This is a genomic window from Streptomyces sp. NPDC014882 (genome assembly GCF_043081325.1).
GTDB lineage: Bacteria > Actinomycetota > Actinomycetes > Streptomycetales > Streptomycetaceae > Streptomyces.
Genome location: NZ_JBIBWL010000012.1, coordinates 261,479 through 279,914, shown reverse-complemented (window position 1 = coordinate 279,914; position 18,436 = coordinate 261,479). Strand labels below are relative to the sequence as shown.

General features: G+C 69.3%; 12 protein-coding genes, 2 pseudogenes and 1 riboswitch. Of the genes and pseudogenes, 6 read left to right on the top strand and 8 right to left on the bottom strand.

Going from position 1 to position 18,436, the window contains the following annotated elements; all coding sequences use genetic code 11:
- Nucleotides 1-10 precede the first annotated feature (10 nt).
- The 7 genes and pseudogenes from ACF09K_RS25855 to ACF09K_RS25825 all read right to left on the bottom strand — a co-directional run bounded on the left by ACF09K_RS25855 (nucleotide 11) and on the right by ACF09K_RS25825 (nucleotide 8,286).
- Nucleotides 11-1,018, bottom strand: coding sequence for an AAA family ATPase (locus ACF09K_RS25855; protein ID WP_392247128.1), 1,008 nt, complete (start codon nucleotides 1,016-1,018; stop codon nucleotides 11-13).
- Nucleotides 1,015-3,177, bottom strand: a complete 2,163-nt coding sequence (locus ACF09K_RS25850) for a trypsin-like peptidase domain-containing protein (protein ID WP_392247127.1) — start codon at nucleotides 3,175-3,177, stop codon at nucleotides 1,015-1,017. The genes ACF09K_RS25855 and ACF09K_RS25850 overlap by 4 nt, the downstream gene beginning before the upstream one ends.
- A 1-nt stretch (nucleotide 3,178) precedes the next feature.
- Nucleotides 3,179-3,493, bottom strand: a complete 315-nt coding sequence (locus ACF09K_RS25845; protein ID WP_324773638.1) for a trypco2 family protein — start codon at nucleotides 3,491-3,493, stop codon at nucleotides 3,179-3,181.
- Between the two features lie 834 nt (nucleotides 3,494-4,327).
- A pseudogene (locus ACF09K_RS25840) lies at nucleotides 4,328-4,492 on the bottom strand (pirin family protein); the annotation flags it as partial.
- Nucleotides 4,493-4,521: 29 nt separating this feature from the next.
- On the bottom strand, nucleotides 4,522-5,634 hold the full coding sequence (locus ACF09K_RS25835) for a tyrosine-type recombinase/integrase (protein WP_392247164.1): 1,113 nt from the start codon (nucleotides 5,632-5,634) through the stop codon (nucleotides 4,522-4,524).
- A gap of 1,508 nt (nucleotides 5,635-7,142) precedes the next feature.
- Nucleotides 7,143-7,658, bottom strand: a complete 516-nt coding sequence (locus ACF09K_RS25830) for a hypothetical protein (protein ID WP_392247126.1) — start codon at nucleotides 7,656-7,658, stop codon at nucleotides 7,143-7,145.
- A 253-nt stretch (nucleotides 7,659-7,911) separates the two neighbouring features.
- Nucleotides 7,912-8,286 carry a hypothetical protein gene (locus tag ACF09K_RS25825; RefSeq protein WP_392247124.1) on the bottom strand — a complete coding sequence of 125 codons (375 nt, stop codon included), beginning with the start codon at nucleotides 8,284-8,286 and terminating at the stop codon, nucleotides 7,912-7,914.
- A 218-nt stretch (nucleotides 8,287-8,504) separates the two neighbouring features.
- On the opposite strand from ACF09K_RS25825, the gene ACF09K_RS25820 reads away from it, so the two are divergent.
- The 5 genes and pseudogenes from ACF09K_RS25820 to ACF09K_RS25800 all read left to right on the top strand — a co-directional run bounded on the left by ACF09K_RS25820 (nucleotide 8,505) and on the right by ACF09K_RS25800 (nucleotide 14,706).
- Entirely contained in the window at nucleotides 8,505-8,795 is a 291-nt protein-coding gene (locus ACF09K_RS25820; protein WP_392247122.1) for a hypothetical protein, read from the top strand.
- A complete protein-coding gene (locus ACF09K_RS25815; protein WP_392247120.1) occupies nucleotides 8,792-9,715 on the top strand; it encodes an LLM class F420-dependent oxidoreductase in 924 nt (307 codons plus the stop codon). The genes ACF09K_RS25820 and ACF09K_RS25815 overlap by 4 nt, the downstream gene beginning before the upstream one ends.
- 122 nt (nucleotides 9,716-9,837) lie before the next feature.
- Entirely contained in the window at nucleotides 9,838-10,662 is an 825-nt protein-coding gene (locus tag ACF09K_RS25810; RefSeq protein WP_392247118.1) for a DUF1684 domain-containing protein, read from the top strand.
- A gap of 51 nt (nucleotides 10,663-10,713) precedes the next feature.
- Nucleotides 10,714-10,826: riboswitch (SAM riboswitch) on the top strand.
- Nucleotides 10,827-11,005: 179 nt separating this feature from the next.
- Nucleotides 11,006-11,146 (top strand): annotated as a pseudogene (locus ACF09K_RS25805) (type II toxin-antitoxin system PemK/MazF family toxin); the annotation flags it as partial.
- Nucleotides 11,147-12,366: 1,220 nt separating this feature from the next.
- Nucleotides 12,367-14,706, top strand: a complete 2,340-nt coding sequence (locus tag ACF09K_RS25800; protein WP_392247116.1) for a glycoside hydrolase family 9 protein — start codon at nucleotides 12,367-12,369, stop codon at nucleotides 14,704-14,706.
- 457 nt (nucleotides 14,707-15,163) lie between these two features.
- Here the strand turns inward: ACF09K_RS25800 and ACF09K_RS25795 are convergent, their stop codons facing one another.
- Nucleotides 15,164-15,571, bottom strand: a complete 408-nt coding sequence (locus tag ACF09K_RS25795; RefSeq protein ID WP_392247162.1) for an SRPBCC domain-containing protein — start codon at nucleotides 15,569-15,571, stop codon at nucleotides 15,164-15,166.
- A gap of 378 nt (nucleotides 15,572-15,949) precedes the next feature.
- On the opposite strand from ACF09K_RS25795, the gene ACF09K_RS25790 reads away from it, so the two are divergent.
- Nucleotides 15,950-18,226: a glycoside hydrolase family 44 protein gene (locus tag ACF09K_RS25790; protein WP_392247114.1), complete on the top strand. Its 2,277-nt coding sequence runs from the start codon at nucleotides 15,950-15,952 to the stop codon at nucleotides 18,224-18,226.
- Nucleotides 18,227-18,436: the final 210 nt, after the last annotated feature.

Below are 18,436 nucleotides of genomic sequence, written 5' to 3'. Positions count from 1 at the left end.
GATCACGGCGTCACACAACTTCACCAAGGCGGTGCAGGACGGCCTCGAGAAGGGAGCCCGCGTCAAGGTTCACCCCGCCCTTCCGGAGGAAGACAGCGTTAAGTAGCTGGTCTGTGGCGAGTTCACCCGCAGCGCGGCGCCCCAGAAACTCGCGGAGCAAGTCGTCCGTGTGGTTCAGAGCGTCGGGACCGAGGTGGGCGGCGATGATCTCACGCAGGCGACGTTCATCGGGCTCGGGAAGATCGAGGCGGACGCAGCGCCGCAGAAAGGCGGGTGGGAAGTCACGTTCGCCATTGCTGGTGATGATTACGACCGGGAACTCACTGCACCGGACGCGGCCGCGCGTAACTGGGGCAAATTCGTCCGGGTCGTCGGTCTGGACATGCACCGGCGCGTGGTCGTCGGGTAGCCGGGTGAGTTCAGGAATGGCGAACTCACCCTCCTCAAAGACGGTCAGCAGGTCGTTGGGTAGGTCGATGTCGCCCTTGTCCAGCTCGTCGATGAGCAGCACTCTAGGACGTTCCCGGGGCAGGAGGGCGTTACCCAGGGCGCCAAGCCGGATGTACTGGCCGATGTCCGGTTCCGTGCCTTCCGCGTCACGACGCAAGGTGGCCTCGCGCAGCCGGCCGACCGCGTCGTACTGGTAGAGAGCGTCCTGCAGGGTGGAGCGGCTGTTGACCGGCCACTGCAGGACGCGGCCAAGCGCGAGTTCGTGGGCAACGGCGTGAGCCAGCGAGGACTTGCCCGTGCCAGGTTGCCCGGTCACCAGGAGAGGCCGGCGCAGGTGGAGCGCCGCATTCACGACGTCGGCCTCGTCGGGGCCGATTAGGTAGGGCCGTGGGTAGGAAACGCTGGCATCGGTCACGGACTCCAGCCCGAAGCGACGCCACGGCGGAGCGGCAGGGAACGGGGTCTCACGGCGTTCGCCGTCACCGCGGAAGAGCCGCCAGACTTCGCTTCCGCCATCGGAGGACGGACGCTGCGGAGACGCACCGGACAGGGGATGGGAGGTGGTCATGACGTTTGCGTTCCTCTCCGGGGGTCCGTCAGTTGTAGCGACTCGATCCTCGAGTGATGACCTTCTGGCTCCCACACAAGGGAGGGCCGTGGACGCCGCTCCGTCGAGCAGGCCGCCGAGCGGCTCCGAAAGCACCGGACCCGCTCGGGGAGCCCCTCCAGGTCGCTGGAGGGAGCCAAGCTCTCCAGTCCCCCGGCGTCGTTATGGCCGACGGGATCGCGGTCCCAGAGAACGACGGGGACGCCCAAGGCGAGAGTGGCCAGCAGCCAGCGCTTCCGCTCGTCGGCGGGACTGTGGAGGACCACTCGCGCGGTGTCGCGATGCTCGGTCTTCAGCAGGTCCACGAGCTGATGCCTGCTGTCGCACGTCTGGCTGAGGACCAGTGTCGTCCCTCGTCCGATCTTCCACCGGCGTTCCTGATCACCTTGGCGTTCCGGTATCAGGTCGCTCAGCTCGGGGCAGCTCAGAGAGACGCGGTACTCGGCTCCAATCGGCCACGCCGGAAGGATGTCGTTGGGCACTGCCGGCACCCATTCGTCGACGGCCAGGTGGAGCCCCTCCGGGTCGACCACGACGGTCACCCACGGCACATGGTCTCGCTGCCCGGGTTCCTGGCGGACGGCGAAGACCGCCTCACTCAGGCTGCTCGCCACCTCCTGCGGGGTCTTGGACCCCGACTCTGCCTCCTTGAGTACCCGGTATGAGCCGTCGTCGCGGACGAGCAGGATTCGACACCGGTACCGGTCGTCCCCCACGGCATCATCGTGTTCCAGCTCCATCACTACCCGCGACACCGGCGAGGCGGGGCGCTTCGCCCACCGGGCGGCGTCCGCACGCCGCTCGCTCAAGGCCCCGGGATGGACGCCGAGCCGGTCGGCGACCGTCCCCGACCACGCGCGCAGGCCGTCAGCCAGCTCGTCGCCAGCGGACGCCGCCACATACTCGACGAGCCGCAGAAGCGCTGGCACCGGTGGAGTGTGGTCGGGGACGCTCTCGCCGTCGGGTAGGTCCTCCAGACACTCGATTGCGTTGGCAAGGCGATCCTCATCGAGCCGCAGTCGAGTGAGAGGCTCGGGCAGCACGACGTACGGCAACGCTTCACGGGCAGCCCGGGGCAGGAGGGTCGGATACTCATCGCAGACGCAACGCAGCAGGCAGAGCAGGTCCTCGTACTCGTTCACCGAGAGCAGCGACCCGCATTCGAGTGCCCTGGCACGTGAGAAGAGATGGGTGAGAGCTCCGCGCACCGTGCCCTCCGCGGTCCGGGCGACGACTTCACCGAGCGACGCGAGCGCGCGGCGATGCTCCATGACGAGCGCCACGAGGTCGGCGATGGCCGGCTCGTAGTCGTCGGCGTCGTAACCCAGTTCGTGCACCAAGGCTCGCGCGTGACCGGTGCGCACATCCGGGTCCGGGAACAACGGCGTGAGTAGCTTCTCCAATTCGCGCTCGGCGAACGTACGTTCCGAGGCAAGCCCCGCCTTGGGGAGGGACGCGCCGATCGCGCTCAGTCCGGGACGCCCGCCGGTGTGCTTCTCGAGATGGGATACAAAGCCGCCGTCCTCGGCGAAGGAAGACACTGGTAGGGCAAGCAGTCGGCGGGCTCCGTAGGCCGCGTCTTCCTCGGTCACTACCCCAACCAGATAGCCACAGCAGAAGATCGCAGCCCCCGAGGCCCCACCCCAGGCGTTCCCGCCGCCGGTACGGGGAACCGGCGCCGGGCCTTGGTCCAGGACGTAGCGGTCCTTGCCGCCGGAGAGGACCGACAGGTCACCTCGCAGGTGCTCCGGCTCCCGGCCCTCCGCCTTGGAGGCCCATGGGAAGCCGAGCCCCTCGTACTTCAGCGGCCGTATGCCCGTAGGGCGGCCCCAGCGAACGGCGCCAGGAAGGTCGATCTCCCGGTCGACGGACAGCAGCGCGACGTCAAGGCCGTCCGGGTGCTCCCAGAGCAGCTCTGCGGTCGCCCTTGTCGTCTCGCCGTAGCGGTCGTGTCCGACGCGTACGGTGATCTTCGGCCAGAACTTTTCGGTGGCCTGGTCAACCAACACGTGACGGGCGGTCAACACCAACCGTGGGGCGATCAAATAGCCGGAGCCGACGGTGAGGCGTCCCTCGCCGCCACCCCCGCTTCGGATCTGCGCCAGTCTGTGCGGATCCACGTCAGTCCTCGTCCAGCGCCCCGAACTCGTCGTCGCCGACCTCGGGGCGCGCGCCACCGATGGCCCGGTCCTTGACCGACAGTCTCAGCGTCAGTTTGTGGGTACTGACGGTGGAATGCTCACCGCCCGCGCCGACGGCAACCACACCGAAGGAGAGCTTGCCGTCTCCCTTAACGGACTTGCGCAGTTCAAGCCGCAGCTCCAGCTCCGCCTCTTCGACGCCGAAGGCGAACTGCTGGTTGACACCAAGCCGCTGCGCCTCGTACAGCTCCTGCCGCAGCTCTTCGATGGCCGTGGCCAGACCAATCGTCGACATCTCCGCCCGCCCCCGGTTCAGGACAATCAGAAAACACTAGGTTCGCCGGTACGTTACAGCGCTCATGAGACATCTCGAACCTCGGTCATGAACAATCGGTCACGAAAGGAGGCGACCACCGCATGCCACCACGCGAGAGGAAGTCCAACGACCAGGTCGTGGGTGGGTGGTGCGAGGTGCTGCCGACCGACGAGCCGCTGATCCCGTAGTCGCCGCCCTCCTCGCTCCGTACAGCATGCCGTCGGCCGAAATCAGTAGCCAGGGCACCCCGGAGACCCGGACGGCCACTCCTTGGAAGCCGCTGAAGACAAGAAGCCATGCTTCCCTGGAACCTCCCGGTCGAGATCGAGGCCGAACTGGAGCTACACAGCGCGCGGAACTGGATGGGCGGCCCGGGAGGGCCGGATGTGTCCCGAGACGTAGAGCCGGTTGCCGACCCGGCGGACGAGGCTGACCTACAGTAACGCCCTCTCAAAACTCGTTGACTCTCCACAACAGGGCACGGTGAGCGCCACGTTCACGCGTCGGCGGGCGGCGCAACCGTTGGCCAGGTCAGCACTCGTCCGGCCGCTACCCAGCCTGCAAAGACCGCCGCGTGCGACAGAGCTGCGAAAAGAGCGCTCCAACCGCATCTGACTGCGTGTCAGCAAAGTCAGCATTAGGTCAGCAAAAGCACTGCCACAGCTGCTCACAGACGGCCAGACCTTGGAATCGCCCGCCCCCCCTCAGGTCCGCAACTCACTCAGCCGTCCCTCCACGAGTGATCGAAAAGCGGGAGGCAGCACCCAACCGTCCCCCATCCGCCGGCTGCCGACGCTCAGATGTTTCCGCAGGTCAGCGCACCCTTCTCCGGGTTTTCAGCGGGACCGGCGGGAGCTCCGGAGCGGGCAGCGGAGCGCCGTCGTACCCCTTCACCTCCCCGAACCGCGTGCCTTCCATCCAGTCCCGGCGGGCCTGTACGATCTCCTCCTGAGACCGGCAGATCCAGTTCCGGAACAACCGGATGGGGCCCACTGCGCCAGCGACTGTCACGCCGTTTCCCACAGACCGGCGTCAAGGATGCGCGCGGCCTTGGTGATACTGCCCGGCATCAGGTGCCGGTAGGTGCGGTACGTCTCCTCGATCGACTTGTGCCCCATCCACTCCGCCACGTCCGTGATCGGTATGCCGTTGCCGAGTGCGTTGGACGCGAAGTAGTGCCGGAAGCCGTACATCCCCATCCTGTCTATCTCCGGCAGTTTGTCGAAGAGCGCGTGAACGCGTCGGCGTTCCATCGGTTCTGTGTAGTATCCGCTCGGCCCTCGCAGCAGATAGCCTTCCCGCGTAGTGCCGTGCTTCTCCTTGTATCGTTCGATCGCCTCCCGTACCGAGCGGGGCAGCGGAACCTCCCGGAAGTCCCCTACCTTGCGGTGCTTGAGCTTGGCCGGCCGGTGCGTGTTGGAGTGGATCTGCTCGTGCACCCGGTACACATCGTCGGCCACCACGTTGTTGATGTTTACCGCCCGGGCCTCACCATTGCGCAGCCCGCACCCCGCCATCATGACGATCTCCATGGCGAGATCGTCACCCGCGACCGCCAGCGCCTGCTTCACATACTCCAGGGACGGAATGACCACCTTCTCCCGAACGTACTCCGGCTCCTGTACCCCCTTCACCGGGTCGTCCGCCATCGCCCCCTTGTCAAAGGCGTCCCGCAGAATCGTCTTCAGGATGCGAAATATGTTGACCTGGTTCCCTCGGCCGACACCGTCCGCCTCCAAGGTTTCCAGGAAACGCTCCACCACAAGCGGCGTGACGGTATTCAGCTTCCGGGAACCCAGGCGCGGAAAAATATGCACGTTGAGGGAGCTGTCAACGTGCTCGCCCGTGGAGTACTCGGTCATCTTTCGCTGCCGGGACCGCCACTCCTTCGCATATTCCGTCACCGTCTTCTGCCCCAGCTCGCGACGCGCCTCTGCCACAGATGGCGCCGTACGCTTTTTCTCCGTGTAGATCTGCGTCAGGCGCTCGATCGCATCGTCCTGCGTGCCGAAACCGCTCTCCTCGGACTGCTTTCCCAGCCCGTTCCGGAAACGGATCGTGTACGGATGCTGACACCGAGACGGCCGGGCACAGCCGCAGTCCTTGAAGAACGACCCCATTCCCCGGGCGAGCTGACGAGCCAAGAGACGCAACCTCCAAACGAAAACCGGACATTCGCGCCCAGGCCCCGCCACGACGGCCGTCAGGTCAGCAAGTCAGGACGCTCCCGCGTCCAATGCTGACCATTTGCTGACCTGAGCGGTCTCATCATGCCTCTGACCTGCACAAATGTCCAGATAGTAGATCTTGGACTTGAACATGGTGCGCAGCATGTTGGACTCCTGGAAGACGGCTCCCTGCCTGCTTTGTGCAGGTCAAGGGCGACCTTCACCGTACACCGGTGCGCCTTCCGATCGAAGACCCTGCAGAACATCGCGCACCGCACCGAGCAGGCTTCCCGCCTGGGCTTCTGTGCGGGCCAGGCTGTGGGGACGCCGCGGACCAGGCGCTTGCCCGTGTAGCCGTCTCGGAGTCTTCGGGGACTGGTGCTGACCGGATGCCGACTTCACTGACGATGCGTCAGGATTCGTGAGGGGCACCTCAGAGGCGGGCCAGGGTGTGAACACACGGCTCGCGGCCCCGGGGCCTCACATGAGCGTCACGGTCACGCTCACTGCGACGGCATGCGCCGCCACTGACCGTGGCGATCCCCTTCGCCGATGCGGCGCTTCGGTGACGTGGTTCGGGTTCTGACCGTGCCGTTCATACGCTCCGGAGCAACCCCGGTCAGTCGCGCTCCTGGTGGACGCGGTCCAGGGCCGTCAGTGCCTCATTGACGCCGGTCGGGCGGGCGGAAAAGGCTTTTGATCTGCGCGGGGCGTGTCTGCTGAATCTCTGAGTTGGGCCAGGGCTCCTCCACGACGGGCGAGGTAGCGCTTGGCCGCGCATGGATGTCGGAGGTGGTCGGCACTGTGCCGGTGTCGTGCCGGTCGCCGGCGAGGCAGGTGGTTTTCTCCGCGCCGGACTGGTTGCTGCGCAGGGCAACGGTGACGTCTCCGCGCGGGCAGCAGCGATTGGCCCAGATGTTGAGGGACGGCAGGCTACGTGGTTCTCGACTTTGTACACAATTTGCCCTTCGCACTGGCCGAACCGGCACCGGATGCGAGGCTCATCGGTGCCGGGGCCCCGCGCCGTGGAAAGTCGCAGGGTCGCTCCGCCTCGTGTTGAACGGTCTCTTCCCGCACCCCTGTCGCGCACATCAGCCAGCGGGAACTCCGCGCACGTCATGGCCAGTATGCGTACCCCGCCTTCCCCTGCCGCCTCGACCGCGACGATCGACTCGGGTGCCGGCGAGCAGGCGCCGACACCGAGCCCCAGGATCAGCAGACCCACGGCAACGACCGAGACGCGACCGGGCTTCCACCGCCTGCCATCAGGCACGGTATGTATCCTTCCGGTTCTCATGAGGTGAGGCTCCCGTGCGCGAACTCCCGGTGAACACAGCCGCCCGACCAACCGAAGGGGGCGCCGAACCGGAGTGAGGACCCGTCGATGGCACCGGTGGGCCCTCACTTCCCGACACCAGTACCGAGCGATCACCCCGTACGGTTCCTGTGCACCAAGCCGGTCACGAGGCGCAGATCACGGTGAGATAGACCCGTACCTCACCGGCACGCGGTTCCTGGACGTCAAGCATGACAGTGTTGTCGCATCCGCCGATCCTGCTCACGTAGGTGCCGCTTTCGAGCTGCACTCCCGGCGGGATCTTCTGCCAGTCCCTCCCCGTGTCGGCCGCCTCGCCCTTGACGAGCCTGAGGTCCGCCTGCCCGGACCCCGCGAGGAACTCCTGCAGTCCGTCTCTGGACGTGTCGAACTGCAACTCCCCCTCACTGCCCGACCAACTCTCCTGTTCGCAGTGGCGCAAGTTCTCTGCTGCGGCAGGGACGGTGAAGCCGTAGACCCGCTGAATTTCCTCAAGGCTTCGCCCGCCGGTGCAACCGTCGTACATCCGTGCGCCGTTCCGCTCCGTGGGCCCGGCACTCGCCTCCACACTTGCGGCACCGCACCCCCAGCAGGAGAGTGCGACGAGACCGGGCAGAACGAACCCGAAGGCCAGTCTGCGCCCGTGAGGCCGAATCTTCATGTTGCCCTGTTCCCCATCGGCTAGAAGTCGCGCAGTGAACTGGTACCGAGCACGCCGTACTCCCGCGCGTATCCATTCCCATGAAGGCCCAGGGATGGACCCAGATCGATCGACGTCCCGGCGCACGGAATCGACGCCACCTCCCTCCTGCCGAACTTCCAGGGAAGACTCAACGCCATGGAAGGGATCAGGGGTCCGAGCCGAGTGACCCGTTCCGGCTCGGACCCCGCCGCGACGCGATCCGCTTCGCGAATCAGCCGTTTCGCGCACCATCCACCACCATTACCCTCAGGGCTTCCCGAGCAGCGGTCATCATTGATTCCCAAGATCGCGAGTGAATCATTCCGACATCACTCCCAGAGCTTTCCCGGATGGCTTGATCGATTGCAGAGTCGAGCTTCCGCATGACTTCCACTTCTCCTTCGTCACGGAGAATGAAACCGACCCTGCCGACAGGTTCGTCCAATACCCCGGTATCGTCGAAGAAGTCCAGCATGCGGTCCATGGCCGCCCCTCCAGAGGAAGCCAAAATCTCCTGCAGCCGATCCCTGTCCGCAATTTGCAGAAGCCAGTCGATCAATTGATCACGCAACCAGGGTGTCTGCAGTTCCGCATTGTCACGGGGCATTCTAGCTTCTCCATGTCTGCCACTCGCTCAGCGAGATGTGAGCTTCGACCGGGTAGTCCTGAATTCGCGGACCGCAAGGTCGATGATGAGGTAGGACCGGCTCTGTGAACCCTCCCGTTTCGGCCTCGCCGGGATGAACGCGACGCCGGCGTACGCGGACGGGTCCCCTCGTGCCCCTGTCGCCGCGAGTCCTCGTGCGTTTCCCGGAAGGAACCCCGTTGTCCGGCCCCGCACCGCGCCTCGCCGTCGGGATGGACGATGACGGCGCCCGTCCCGCGGGCTGGCGCCGCGCCGCCCACTCCCCCGACCAGCCGCTCACCCCGCGCCGCGTGGCCCAGGTCTCCGCTGTCGCCGAAAACGCCGGGTTCACCCTGATCACCTCGGACGACGGCGCGCTGCCGCCCGGCGCCGCACCCCTCGGCACGGGACCACGACACATGGTCGACAAGAAGCTGTCACACACGGACCGGAATGCAGCTGCGTCCGGCACCCGTTCTGGACTGACATGACTGTTGGAGTAGCGCTCAACGCGGCCGACGCGCCCAACCAGATCGACGCCACCGTGCAACTGGCCCGGGAGGCGGCGGAGTCCGGACTCACGTCGGCCTGGTTCGGGCAGACCTTCGGCGCGGACTCACCCCAGCTCGCGGCGATCGTCGGACGCGAAGTGCCCGGGCTGCAGGTCGGCACGTCGGCGATCCCCGTCTTCGGCCGGCACCCGCTGCTGGTCTCCAGCCAGGCCCAGACCGCCCAGGCCGCGACCCGCGGCCGCTACCACCTCGGGCTTGCCCTGGGCACGAAGCTGCTGACGGAGACCGGCTTCGGCCTGCCCTTCGAACGGCCCATCGCCCGACTGCGTGAATTCCTCACTGCCCTGAGGCAGTTGACCGAGACCGGCACGGCCGACTTCCACGGCGAGCTGCTGACGGCCACCACACCGGTCCCGGCACGGGTACCGGGCGCGGAGGGCGGCGTGCCCCTGCTGGTCGCCGCGATGGGGCCGCAGGCGCTGCGGGTCAGCGGCGAACTGGCGGACGGGATCCTGCCTTACCTGGCGGGACCGCGCGCCCTGGCGGACCACATCGTGCCCGCCCTGCACGCGGCCGCCGAGGCCGCGGGCCGCCCGACACCCAGGGTCGTGGCACTGGTGCCCGGTGTCGTCACGGCCGACCTGGACGCGGTGCGGGCCAGGGCCACCGAGAACCTCGCGTTCTACGAGCAGATCCCGTCCTACGCCCGCGTCATCGAGCTGTCGGGCGGGCGGCGGGCCGCCGACCTGGCGGTGATCGGCGACGAGAGGACGGTCGAGGCCGAGGTACGGCGCTACCGCGACGCCGGCGCCACGGAGGTCGTGTTCTCGTCCACCGAGATCGCCGGAGATGCGGACCGCCGACGCACCTGGCGGCTCCTGGGCGAACTGGCCCACTGAACAAGTGTGTCGGGCCCCGCGAACCCGACAGCCCTCTCACCGAAGGCAACCCGACACGCCTGACGCCCCCTGCACCGAAGCACAGCCCGACATGAAACAGCCCGGCATGAAGGAGATCACCCATGACCACCGAGGCCACCACCACGGACCTCCATGTCTTCACCGAGACATGGCTGGAGTGGTATCGCGCTCAGGAGGCCCGCCTCGCCGACCCGCACGGGTTCCTGGCGGTCACCGGCCTGCACTGGCTCGACGACCGGCCGCAGCGGTTCCCGGACGCGCCCGGCGCCTGGCACACCGGCCCCGAGGGGGTCGTCGTGGCCCTGGACGACGGCGAGGAACTGGTCGTCGACGGAAGCCCGGTGCACGGTGAGCACCGCTTCGGTGTGATCCCCGAGCGCGGCGGCGTCGACGCCGTGTGGGGAGACGCCGTGATCGAGGTCGCCCGGCGCGGCGGGCAGGACATCGTGCGCCCCCGGCATCCGGACGCACCGCTGCGCACGGCCTTCACCGGAACCCCGGCCTATGCCCCCGACCCTCGCTGGGCGGTGACCGGCCGCTACGTCCCCTTCGCCACACCGCGGCCGACCACCGTGGGCGCCGCGGTCGAGGGCCTGGAGCACGTCTACGACGCCCCGGGCAGGATCGAGTTCGATCTGAACGGGTGCCAGTTGTCGCTGACGGCGTTCCCGGGCCCTGGTGGGGGCCGGCTGCTGGTGCTGTTCACCGACGCGACCTCCGGCGTCACCACGTACGCGGCCAACCGGGCCCTGACCGTGGAGCCGCCAGCCGCCGACGGCACGGTCGTCCTGGACTTCAACCGGGCCTCGAACCTGCCGTGCGCGTACACCGACCTGGCCACCTGCCCGCTGCCCCCGGCCGAGAACCGGCTGCCGGTGGCGATCGAGGCCGGGCAGAAGATCCCCCGGGAGCGCGGCGGTTCCTGAGCCCCGCCCGGCCGTCGTCCGGCGACAGGATCTCTTCGTACGGTCACGATCGGCATTGAGTGTCAGCGTCAAGCCCTGGCTCGCTGACCGGCAACCCTCCCGCGCGGTGGGGTGCTCCGGGTGAAAGCCCGGCGGGATCACCGACGATCCCGCAAGCGCGTGGCCCCCGTCCGGGGTCGGACAGGTGGAGGACCGATATGCGGCACGGTGGTGACCTCAGCGCCCGCTTCGCCGGCGCCACCGTGTTCTCCCGGCTCTCGCGTCGGTGCCACCCGGTCTCGTCGACCACCAGGACTGCCTGGTCGTCGTGCAGATGCTCCACCACGTGGTCGCACAGGTCGTCGCGTTCCCGCGTCCAGGCTTCACCCCGTGCACATGGCTGACCACCGTGTCCCGGGACGACCTGATCGAGCGGGCCGGCGCCCTGCCCTCCCCGAAACTCGGCGAGATCGAGGATGCCCTCCGTCTCGGTGGACTCGGGTAGGCCCTCGTCCCGATCCCGCCGACGGAGTCGCCCCGGCAGTTCGAAGTGACCCTCTGGGACGTGCTCCACACCCTCGCCCGGGGCACTGCCCTGTCGTGGCGTGGTGCGGGCCGGGGGCTGGCCGAACACTGGGGCGCACTCAAGTACACCCAAGCCCTGGCCGGCGGTCGTGACTCCTTCCGGCTGTTCCTCGAGCTCGTCCCATTCCGCGCGCCGCGCGGTGGTCCGTTCCGGCAGCTCAGGATCCATGAACCGGATCGCAGATGGCCGCCCGACCCGATCGAGCAGGAACGGAGGAACCGTCCACCTCAGTCCGACGATCTACCCCGCAGACTCGCACGGATGACCAGCGTGAGTCTGCCCCGACTGATCACACCAGCTCTTTGACCTGCTGATCCAGGCGGGCGGAGGCTCCATGCGGAACTCGCGTGCCTGATGGCGCCCCTTCGCTCCCCTGCCCGGGTACGAGGTCGTGCCGGCCCTCGGCGAGCTTCCCTGCTCCCCGGGAGCGGGCTTCGCCTCCATCCGCGATGTGACGCCGGAGAGGAGGTGGTCGCCGGCTTCGCGTGCGCTCGTACGGGGGGATTCAGGTGCTCGGTGTGCGCCGCCGCAGGCCTGTCGCCCTTCCGGCGCCGGCCGTCCGTGAAGGGGATCCGTCCAGGAGCTGACGGGCACCCACGCCGTCCGTACCGCACGCGACCCGTTGACAGGGCATGCCGACGCTGGCTTCATAAGCACGTCCGTGGAAGCGCTCCCACGACGTCACGGACACGGCCGCGGGCCCTCGTTCACCGGACGGGAACCCCAGCCCCCGTCCGGTCCCCGGCCGGGGCGCTCCGCGCGCTACCGCGCCGCCCAGTACGTCCGCACCGCGCACGCGCACCACCGCACCGCCCGGCACCTCCGCACCGCGCACGTGCACACGCACCACCGCACCGCCCGGCACCTCCGCACCGCGCACGCGCACCACCGCACCGCCCGGCACCTCCGCACGAGCCGCGCACCCCAGTCCCGCCTGCCGGTGCCACCTCCCCACCCGCCGGCTCCGGGGTGCATCCGCACGTCCGGTAAGCCGCACCGCTGCCGCCCTCCCACGGAAGGACGATCCGTTGCGCCTGTTCCGCCGCCCGTCCCGCGAGCCCGCTCCCCGCCCTTCCCCGTTTCCGCCCGGCCGCCGTAGCCGCCCCCGTTGGGGCGCTGCCCTCGCCGCTGCGGCCACGTTGCTGGCCGGAGTCCTCACGCCGCTCACCGCGGCCCCGGCCTCGGCCGCGCCGGCGTTCGCCTATGGCGAGGCGCTGCAGAAGTCGCTGTTCTTCTACGACGCCCAGCGCTCCGGCCGCCTGTCCGCCGACCACCGCGTCTCCTGGCGCGGCGACTCGGGCCTGGACGACGGCAAGGACGTCGGCGTCGACCTGACCGGCGGCTGGTACGACGCGGGCGACCACGTGAAGTTCGGCCTGCCCATGGCGTACAGCGCCACCGTGCTGGCCTGGGGCGGCATCGAACAGAAGGCCGCGTACACCGCCTCCGGACAGCTGAAGCACCTCAAGGACAGCCTGCGCTTCGTCAACGACTACTTCGTCAGGGCGCACCCCTCCCCCACCGTGCTGTACGGGCAGGTGGGCAACGGCGCCGACGACCACAAGTGGTGGGGCCCGGCCGAGGTCATGCCGATGGCCCGGCCCGCGTACCGGATCGACGCCTCCTGCCCCGGGTCGGACCTCGCCGGGCAGACCGCCGCCGCGATGGCCGCCTCCTCGATGCTGTTCACCGACGACCCGGCGTACGCGGCGATGCTGCTCACCCACGCCAAGCAGTTGTACGCGTTCGCCGACGACCACCGCGGCAAGTACAGCGACTGCATCACCGACGCGAAGTCCTACTACAACTCCTGGAGCGGTTACCGGGACGAGCTGGTGTGGGGCGCGATCTGGCTCCACCGGGCCACCGGTGACGCCGCCTACCTGGCCAAGGCCGAGGCCTACTACGACGGTCTCTCCACCGAGCCGCAGTCCACCACCCGCTCCTACCGGTGGACCCTCTCCTGGGACGACACCTCCTACGGCTCCTACGTCCTGCTCGCCGAGCTCACCGGCAAGCAGCGGTACATCGACGACGCCAACCGGTGGCTGGACTGGTGGACCTCGGGAGTGAACGGTCAGAAGGTGCGCTACTCCCCCGGCGGCGAGGCGGTCCTGGACTCGTGGGGTTCGCTGCGGTACGCGGCCAACACCGCGTTCGCCGCGCTCTCCTACAGCGACTGGCTGACCGACGACCCGGTCCGCAAGGCGCGCTACCACGACTTCGCCGTGCGCCAGATCAACTACGCGCTGGGCGACAACCCGCGCAGGGCGAGCTACGTCGTGGGCTTCGGCACCAACCCGCCCACCAAGCCGCACCACCGCACCGCGCACGGCTCGTGGACCGACCAGATCACCAGTCCCGCCGAAAGCCGCCACACCCTGTACGGCGCCCTGGTCGGCGGGCCGAGCGCACCCGACGACGCCTACACCGACGACCGGCAGAACTACGTCGACAACGAGGTCGCCACCGACTACAACGCGGCCTTCACCGGCGCGCTCGCCCGCCTGTACGCCGAGTACGGCGGCGCCCCCCTGGCCGCCTTCCCGCCGGTCGAGGAGCCGGACGGGCCGCAGGTGCTCGTCCAGGCGTCCGTGAACGCCTCCGGGACGAACTTCACCGAGATCAAGGCGTACCTGGTGAACAAGTCGGCCTGGCCGGCGCGAGCGCTGACCGAGGCGTCGCTGCGGTACTACTTCACGCTGGAGCCGGGAGTCCCGCCGACCGGCGTCAAGGTCACCACCAACTACAACCAGTGCGGCACGGCCAGCGGCCCGACACACCACGCGGGCGACGTGTACTACGTCAGCGTGGACTGCTCGAACACCGTGATCGCGCCGGCCGGTCAGTCGGCCTACCGCAAGGAGGTCCAGTTCCGCCTCACCTCCTCGGGCGCCTGGGACCCCTCCGACGACTGGTCCGCGGCGGGCCTGCCCACCGCGCCGGGCTCCACCCCGGCGGACGCCCCGAACCTGGTGCTGCTGGACGGGAGCGACCGGCAGTGGGGCGCGCTGCCGGACGGATCCGACCCGACGCCCACGCCGACCCCGACCCCGACCCCGACGCCCACGCCCACGCCGACCCCGACACCCACGCCCACGCCCACGCCCACGCCCACGCCGACCCCGACCCCGACACCCACGCCAACCCCGACGCCCGCCCCGGGTGCCGCCTGCGCCGTCACCTACAAGGTCGGCTCCTCCTGGGACGGCGGCTTCACCACCGACGTCACCGTCCGCAACACCGGTACCACCGCCGTGGACGGCTGGCGCCTCGGCTGGAACTTCTCCGGCCCCGAGAAGGTGACCGGCGCCTGGAACGCGACCGTCACCCAGTCCGGCGCGGCCGTGACCGCCACCGACGCCGGTCACAACAAGGCGATCGCCCCGGGCGGTTCGGCCGCCTTCGGTTTCCAGGGCTCCGGCACACCCGGCGCCTCCCCCACCGGCTTCACCCTCAACGGCGTCCACTGCACCTGAGCGGCCTCCCGCCGCGGATCACGTACCCGCCGGGCCACGGCCGGTGAAGCCGCATCGGCCCGGTGCGCCCCCGCCTCACGCGGGCGGCGGCGCACCGGGCCTCACACCCGTGGCGGGTGCCTTGCCTCGAAGAGACTCTCAGCAGGTCGGCGGAGCACGTCCACCCGGTCTGCGGGGATGTGCGCGCCGGCGGACGCGGTGTTCCTCGTTCCGGTGACGCGTCCGGTGAGGATGCGGGTGCCCTTCCGGAGGATGGTGCCCCTGTGGAGTCGACGGGGGCACGGGGTGACGAGGGCGGGTGACCGGTCGCCGGTCCTGCCGTGAACCCACGGACGAAGTTCGTCCGGGTGCCGTCCCGGGGATGTTCCGCCGCCCGCCCGACGGGCGCGGGCAGCGGTGCGGTCGGCCGCCTGGTGCCCCGCGCCCGCGCGTGCACCCCTGACCGCCGCCTACGCGTTCAACTGCCCGCCTGCGCGGTGAGGAAGGCGCTGAGGCCGTCGAGGAGCATGGTGCTGCCCTGTTCGGCCATGTCGCGTTCCGCGGCGGTGTCGCAGCTCTGGTGGAGCACGATCCGCGTGCGTCGGCCGTCCTGCTCGTCGAGGTCCACGGCCATGGTGGCGGGCTCGGGCCTGCCGGGCACGTCCATGCCGACCACCAGGCGCCGGTTCTCGGTGAGCTCGAGGTAGGAACCGGTCAGCGGGAACCGCCCGCCGTCAGGGGTGAGCACCGTGGCCTTCCACGCTCCGCCCGGCCGCACGTCCATCTCGACGGAACCGGCCGCGGCGCCCGCCCACCGGGCGTACCGCTCGGGAGGGGTCCACGCACGCCACACCTGCTCCACGGGCGCGTCCAGGGTGCGGGTCAGGGTGTAGCGGAAGAACTCATCGGTGCGTCCGCCCGGATCCTCGTGAAAGTCCGGCGCCCCGCTCTCTCCCCGTGGTTCCGCCGGCACCCGCCTCCCCGTCACCGGCGCACCCCGTCGAGGCCGCGCAGGCGGGCAGGTGGCGCGGGCGGGCCGGTGCGGGTGCGGGCGGTGCGGGTGCGGGCGGTGCGGGTGGCGCGGGAGACGAAGTCCCCACGTCGGCGCAGGAGTTCCTCCGGCGGGCCTCCGCAGGAGCAGGTCCCACCTTTTAGAAAGCGGTTGCGAGATCCCTTGACAGTAAGTGACAGGGCCGTGACAGTTCGATGGACGTTCGCCAGTGGGAGCGCTCCCATGTTTACGGAGAGAAGCGAGAGGAACCTGATGCGCCTCAGAACCGCCTTAGTACCGGTCGCGATCGCCGGCGTCATCGCGACCGGCGTCTCCCTGCCCGCGACGGCGGCCGCCGCGGTCGGGCCGGCCCTGACCGTCGACGCGACCGCGGCCGGGCATGCCATCAGCCCGTACGTCTACGGCATGAACTTCGCCGACAAGGCCCTGGCGGCCGACCTGCGCCTGCCGGTCCACCGCTGGGGCGGCAACCACACCACCCGCTACAACTTCCGCAACGACACCACCAACCGCGCCTCGGACTGGTACTTCGAGAACATCCCCAACGACAACCCCGACCCCGGCAGTCTGCCGAACGGGTCGGAGACGGACCGCTTCGTCGAGCAGAACCGGGCGACGGGCACCCAGACGATCCTGACCGTCCCCCTGCTCGGCCAGGTCGCCAAGGACCGGTCCAGGTCATGCGCCTTCAGCGTGCAGAAGTACGGGCCGCAGCAGTCCACCGACCCCTGGGCGCCGGACTGCGGCAACGGCAGGAAGCCGGACGGCACCCCCATCACCGGCAACGACCCCGCCGACACCAGCGTCGAGATCGGTCCGCAGTACGTCACCGACTGGATCAACCACCTCAAGAGCCGCTACGGCGGCGCGGCCGGTGACGGAGTGCGGTTCTACAACCTGGACAACGAGCCCGACCTGTGGCACTCCACGCACCGCGACGTCCGCCGCGAGGGGCTGGGGTACGACGAACTGCGCGATCTCACCTACCGGTACGCGGCCGCCGTCAAGGCGGCCGATCCCGGCGCCAAGACACTGGGACCGGTCGGCTGGGGACTGAACTCCATCTTCTACTCGGGACTCGACCAGGACGTCTGCGGCCGGACGGGCTGCTGGAGCGACCCGCCCGACCGGGCCGCGCACGGCGGACAGGACCTCGGCCCGTGGTACCTGGACCAGATGCGCGCCTACGAGAGGGAGCACGGCACCCGCATCCTGGACTACTTCGACATCCACCTGTACCCGCAGCAGACGGGAGTGCACGGCCAGGAGGCCGGCGACGCCGCCACCCAGGAACGCCGCCTGCGCTCCACGCGGCAGCTGTGGGACCCCACCTACGTCGACGAGAGCTGGATCGACCGCCCGGTCCAGATGATCCCCCGGATGCGCAAGCTGGTCGACGACCACTACCCCGGCACCAAGCTCGCCATGACCGAGTACAGCTGGGGCGCCCACGGGCACATCAACGGCGCCCTGGCCCAGGCCGACGTCCTGGGCATCTTCGGCCGTGAGGGCATGGACATGGCCTCCCTGTGGACCGCGCCCAAGAGCGACGAACCTGTCGCGCACGCCTTCCGCATCTACCGCAACTACGACGGCGAGGGCGGCGCGTTCGGAGAGACCTCCCTCCCCGCGGTCAGCGAGGACCAGGGCAAGCTCGCCGTCTACGCGGCCCGGCGCGCCTCCGACGGCGCCCTGACCGTGGTGGTGGTCAACAAGAGCGGAACCGACCTCACGAGCCCCGTCAGGATCAAGGGCGCGGGCACCGGCACGGCCGAGGTCCACCGCTACGGCGCCGGGCACCTGGACGGCATCGTCCGCGAGAACGACCAGGCCGTCACGGCCGGCGCGTTCACGGCCGACTTCCCCGCCGACTCCGTCACCCACCTCGTCCTGCCCGCCGGCGGAAGCGGCGGCGAGGACACCGAGGCACCCACCGCACCGGGCAAGCCCACCGCCTCGGGCATCACGGCCGACGCCGTCACCCTCACCTGGCCGGCCGCCACCGACGACACCGGCGTCACCGGTTACGACGTGTACCGGCTCGACGGCGACACCCCCGTCAAGGTCGCCGGCACCACCGGCACCTCACACACCGTCATCTCCCTGCGGCCCGACACCGCGTACACCTTCACCGTCAAGGCCCGGGACGCGGCAGGCAACGTCTCACCGGCCTCGCCCGGCGTCACCGTGCGCACAGCGGCAGACCTCGCACAGCAGTGCAGGGTCGACTACACCGTGGCCAACCAGTGGCCCGGCGGCTTCACGGCCAACGTGAAGATCACCAACACCGGTGACAAGCCGATCGACGGCTGGCAGCTGAGCTGGGACTTCGCGGGTGGACAGCGCGTCGACCAGGGCTGGTCCGCGCAGTGGAGGCAGCAGGGCACGACGGTCACCGCGCAGAACCTGAGCTGGAACGCGAAACTCGCAGCGGGCGCCTCCACCACCATCGGCTTCAACGGCAGCCGCGCCCAGGACGGCCCCGCGCCGGCCGCCTTCACCCTCGACGGACACGCCTGCGGCACCTGACCCGAAGGACACCGCGCGACCGGACCGGTCCGGAGCGGCGGTAGCTCCCCGGCAGACGCTCCTTGCCGTGCCCGAAGCCCCGGCGGCACGGCAAGGAGCGCTCCATGACGCCTGCTCCCTCCCCCCTGCCCACCTCGCCGCTGCCCGATCCGTCCGAGGCCCTCACACACCTTGGAGCGGGCACTTCGATGGAATCGTCCGCATCTCGGC

What these genes read in the sequence shown, in the direction of transcription:
- ACF09K_RS25855 (WP_392247128.1), bottom strand. Translation starts at nt 1,018, where the DNA reads ATGACCACCTCCCATCCCCTGTCCGGTGCGTCTCCGCAGCGTCCGTCC.
- ACF09K_RS25790 (WP_392247114.1), top strand. Translation starts at nt 15,950, where the DNA reads ATGCGCCTCAGAACCGCCTTAGTACCGGTCGCGATCGCCGGCGTCATC.
- ACF09K_RS25810 (WP_392247118.1), top strand. Translation starts at nt 9,838, where the DNA reads ATGACCACCGAGGCCACCACCACGGACCTCCATGTCTTCACCGAGACA.
- ACF09K_RS25815 (WP_392247120.1), top strand. Translation starts at nt 8,792, where the DNA reads ATGACTGTTGGAGTAGCGCTCAACGCGGCCGACGCGCCCAACCAGATC.
- ACF09K_RS25825 (WP_392247124.1), bottom strand. Translation starts at nt 8,286, where the DNA reads ATGCCCCGTGACAATGCGGAACTGCAGACACCCTGGTTGCGTGATCAA.
- ACF09K_RS25830 (WP_392247126.1), bottom strand. Translation starts at nt 7,658, where the DNA reads ATGAAGATTCGGCCTCACGGGCGCAGACTGGCCTTCGGGTTCGTTCTG.
- ACF09K_RS25835 (WP_392247164.1), bottom strand. Translation starts at nt 5,634, where the DNA reads ATGGGGTCGTTCTTCAAGGACTGCGGCTGTGCCCGGCCGTCTCGGTGT.
- ACF09K_RS25845 (WP_324773638.1), bottom strand. Translation starts at nt 3,493, where the DNA reads ATGTCGACGATTGGTCTGGCCACGGCCATCGAAGAGCTGCGGCAGGAG.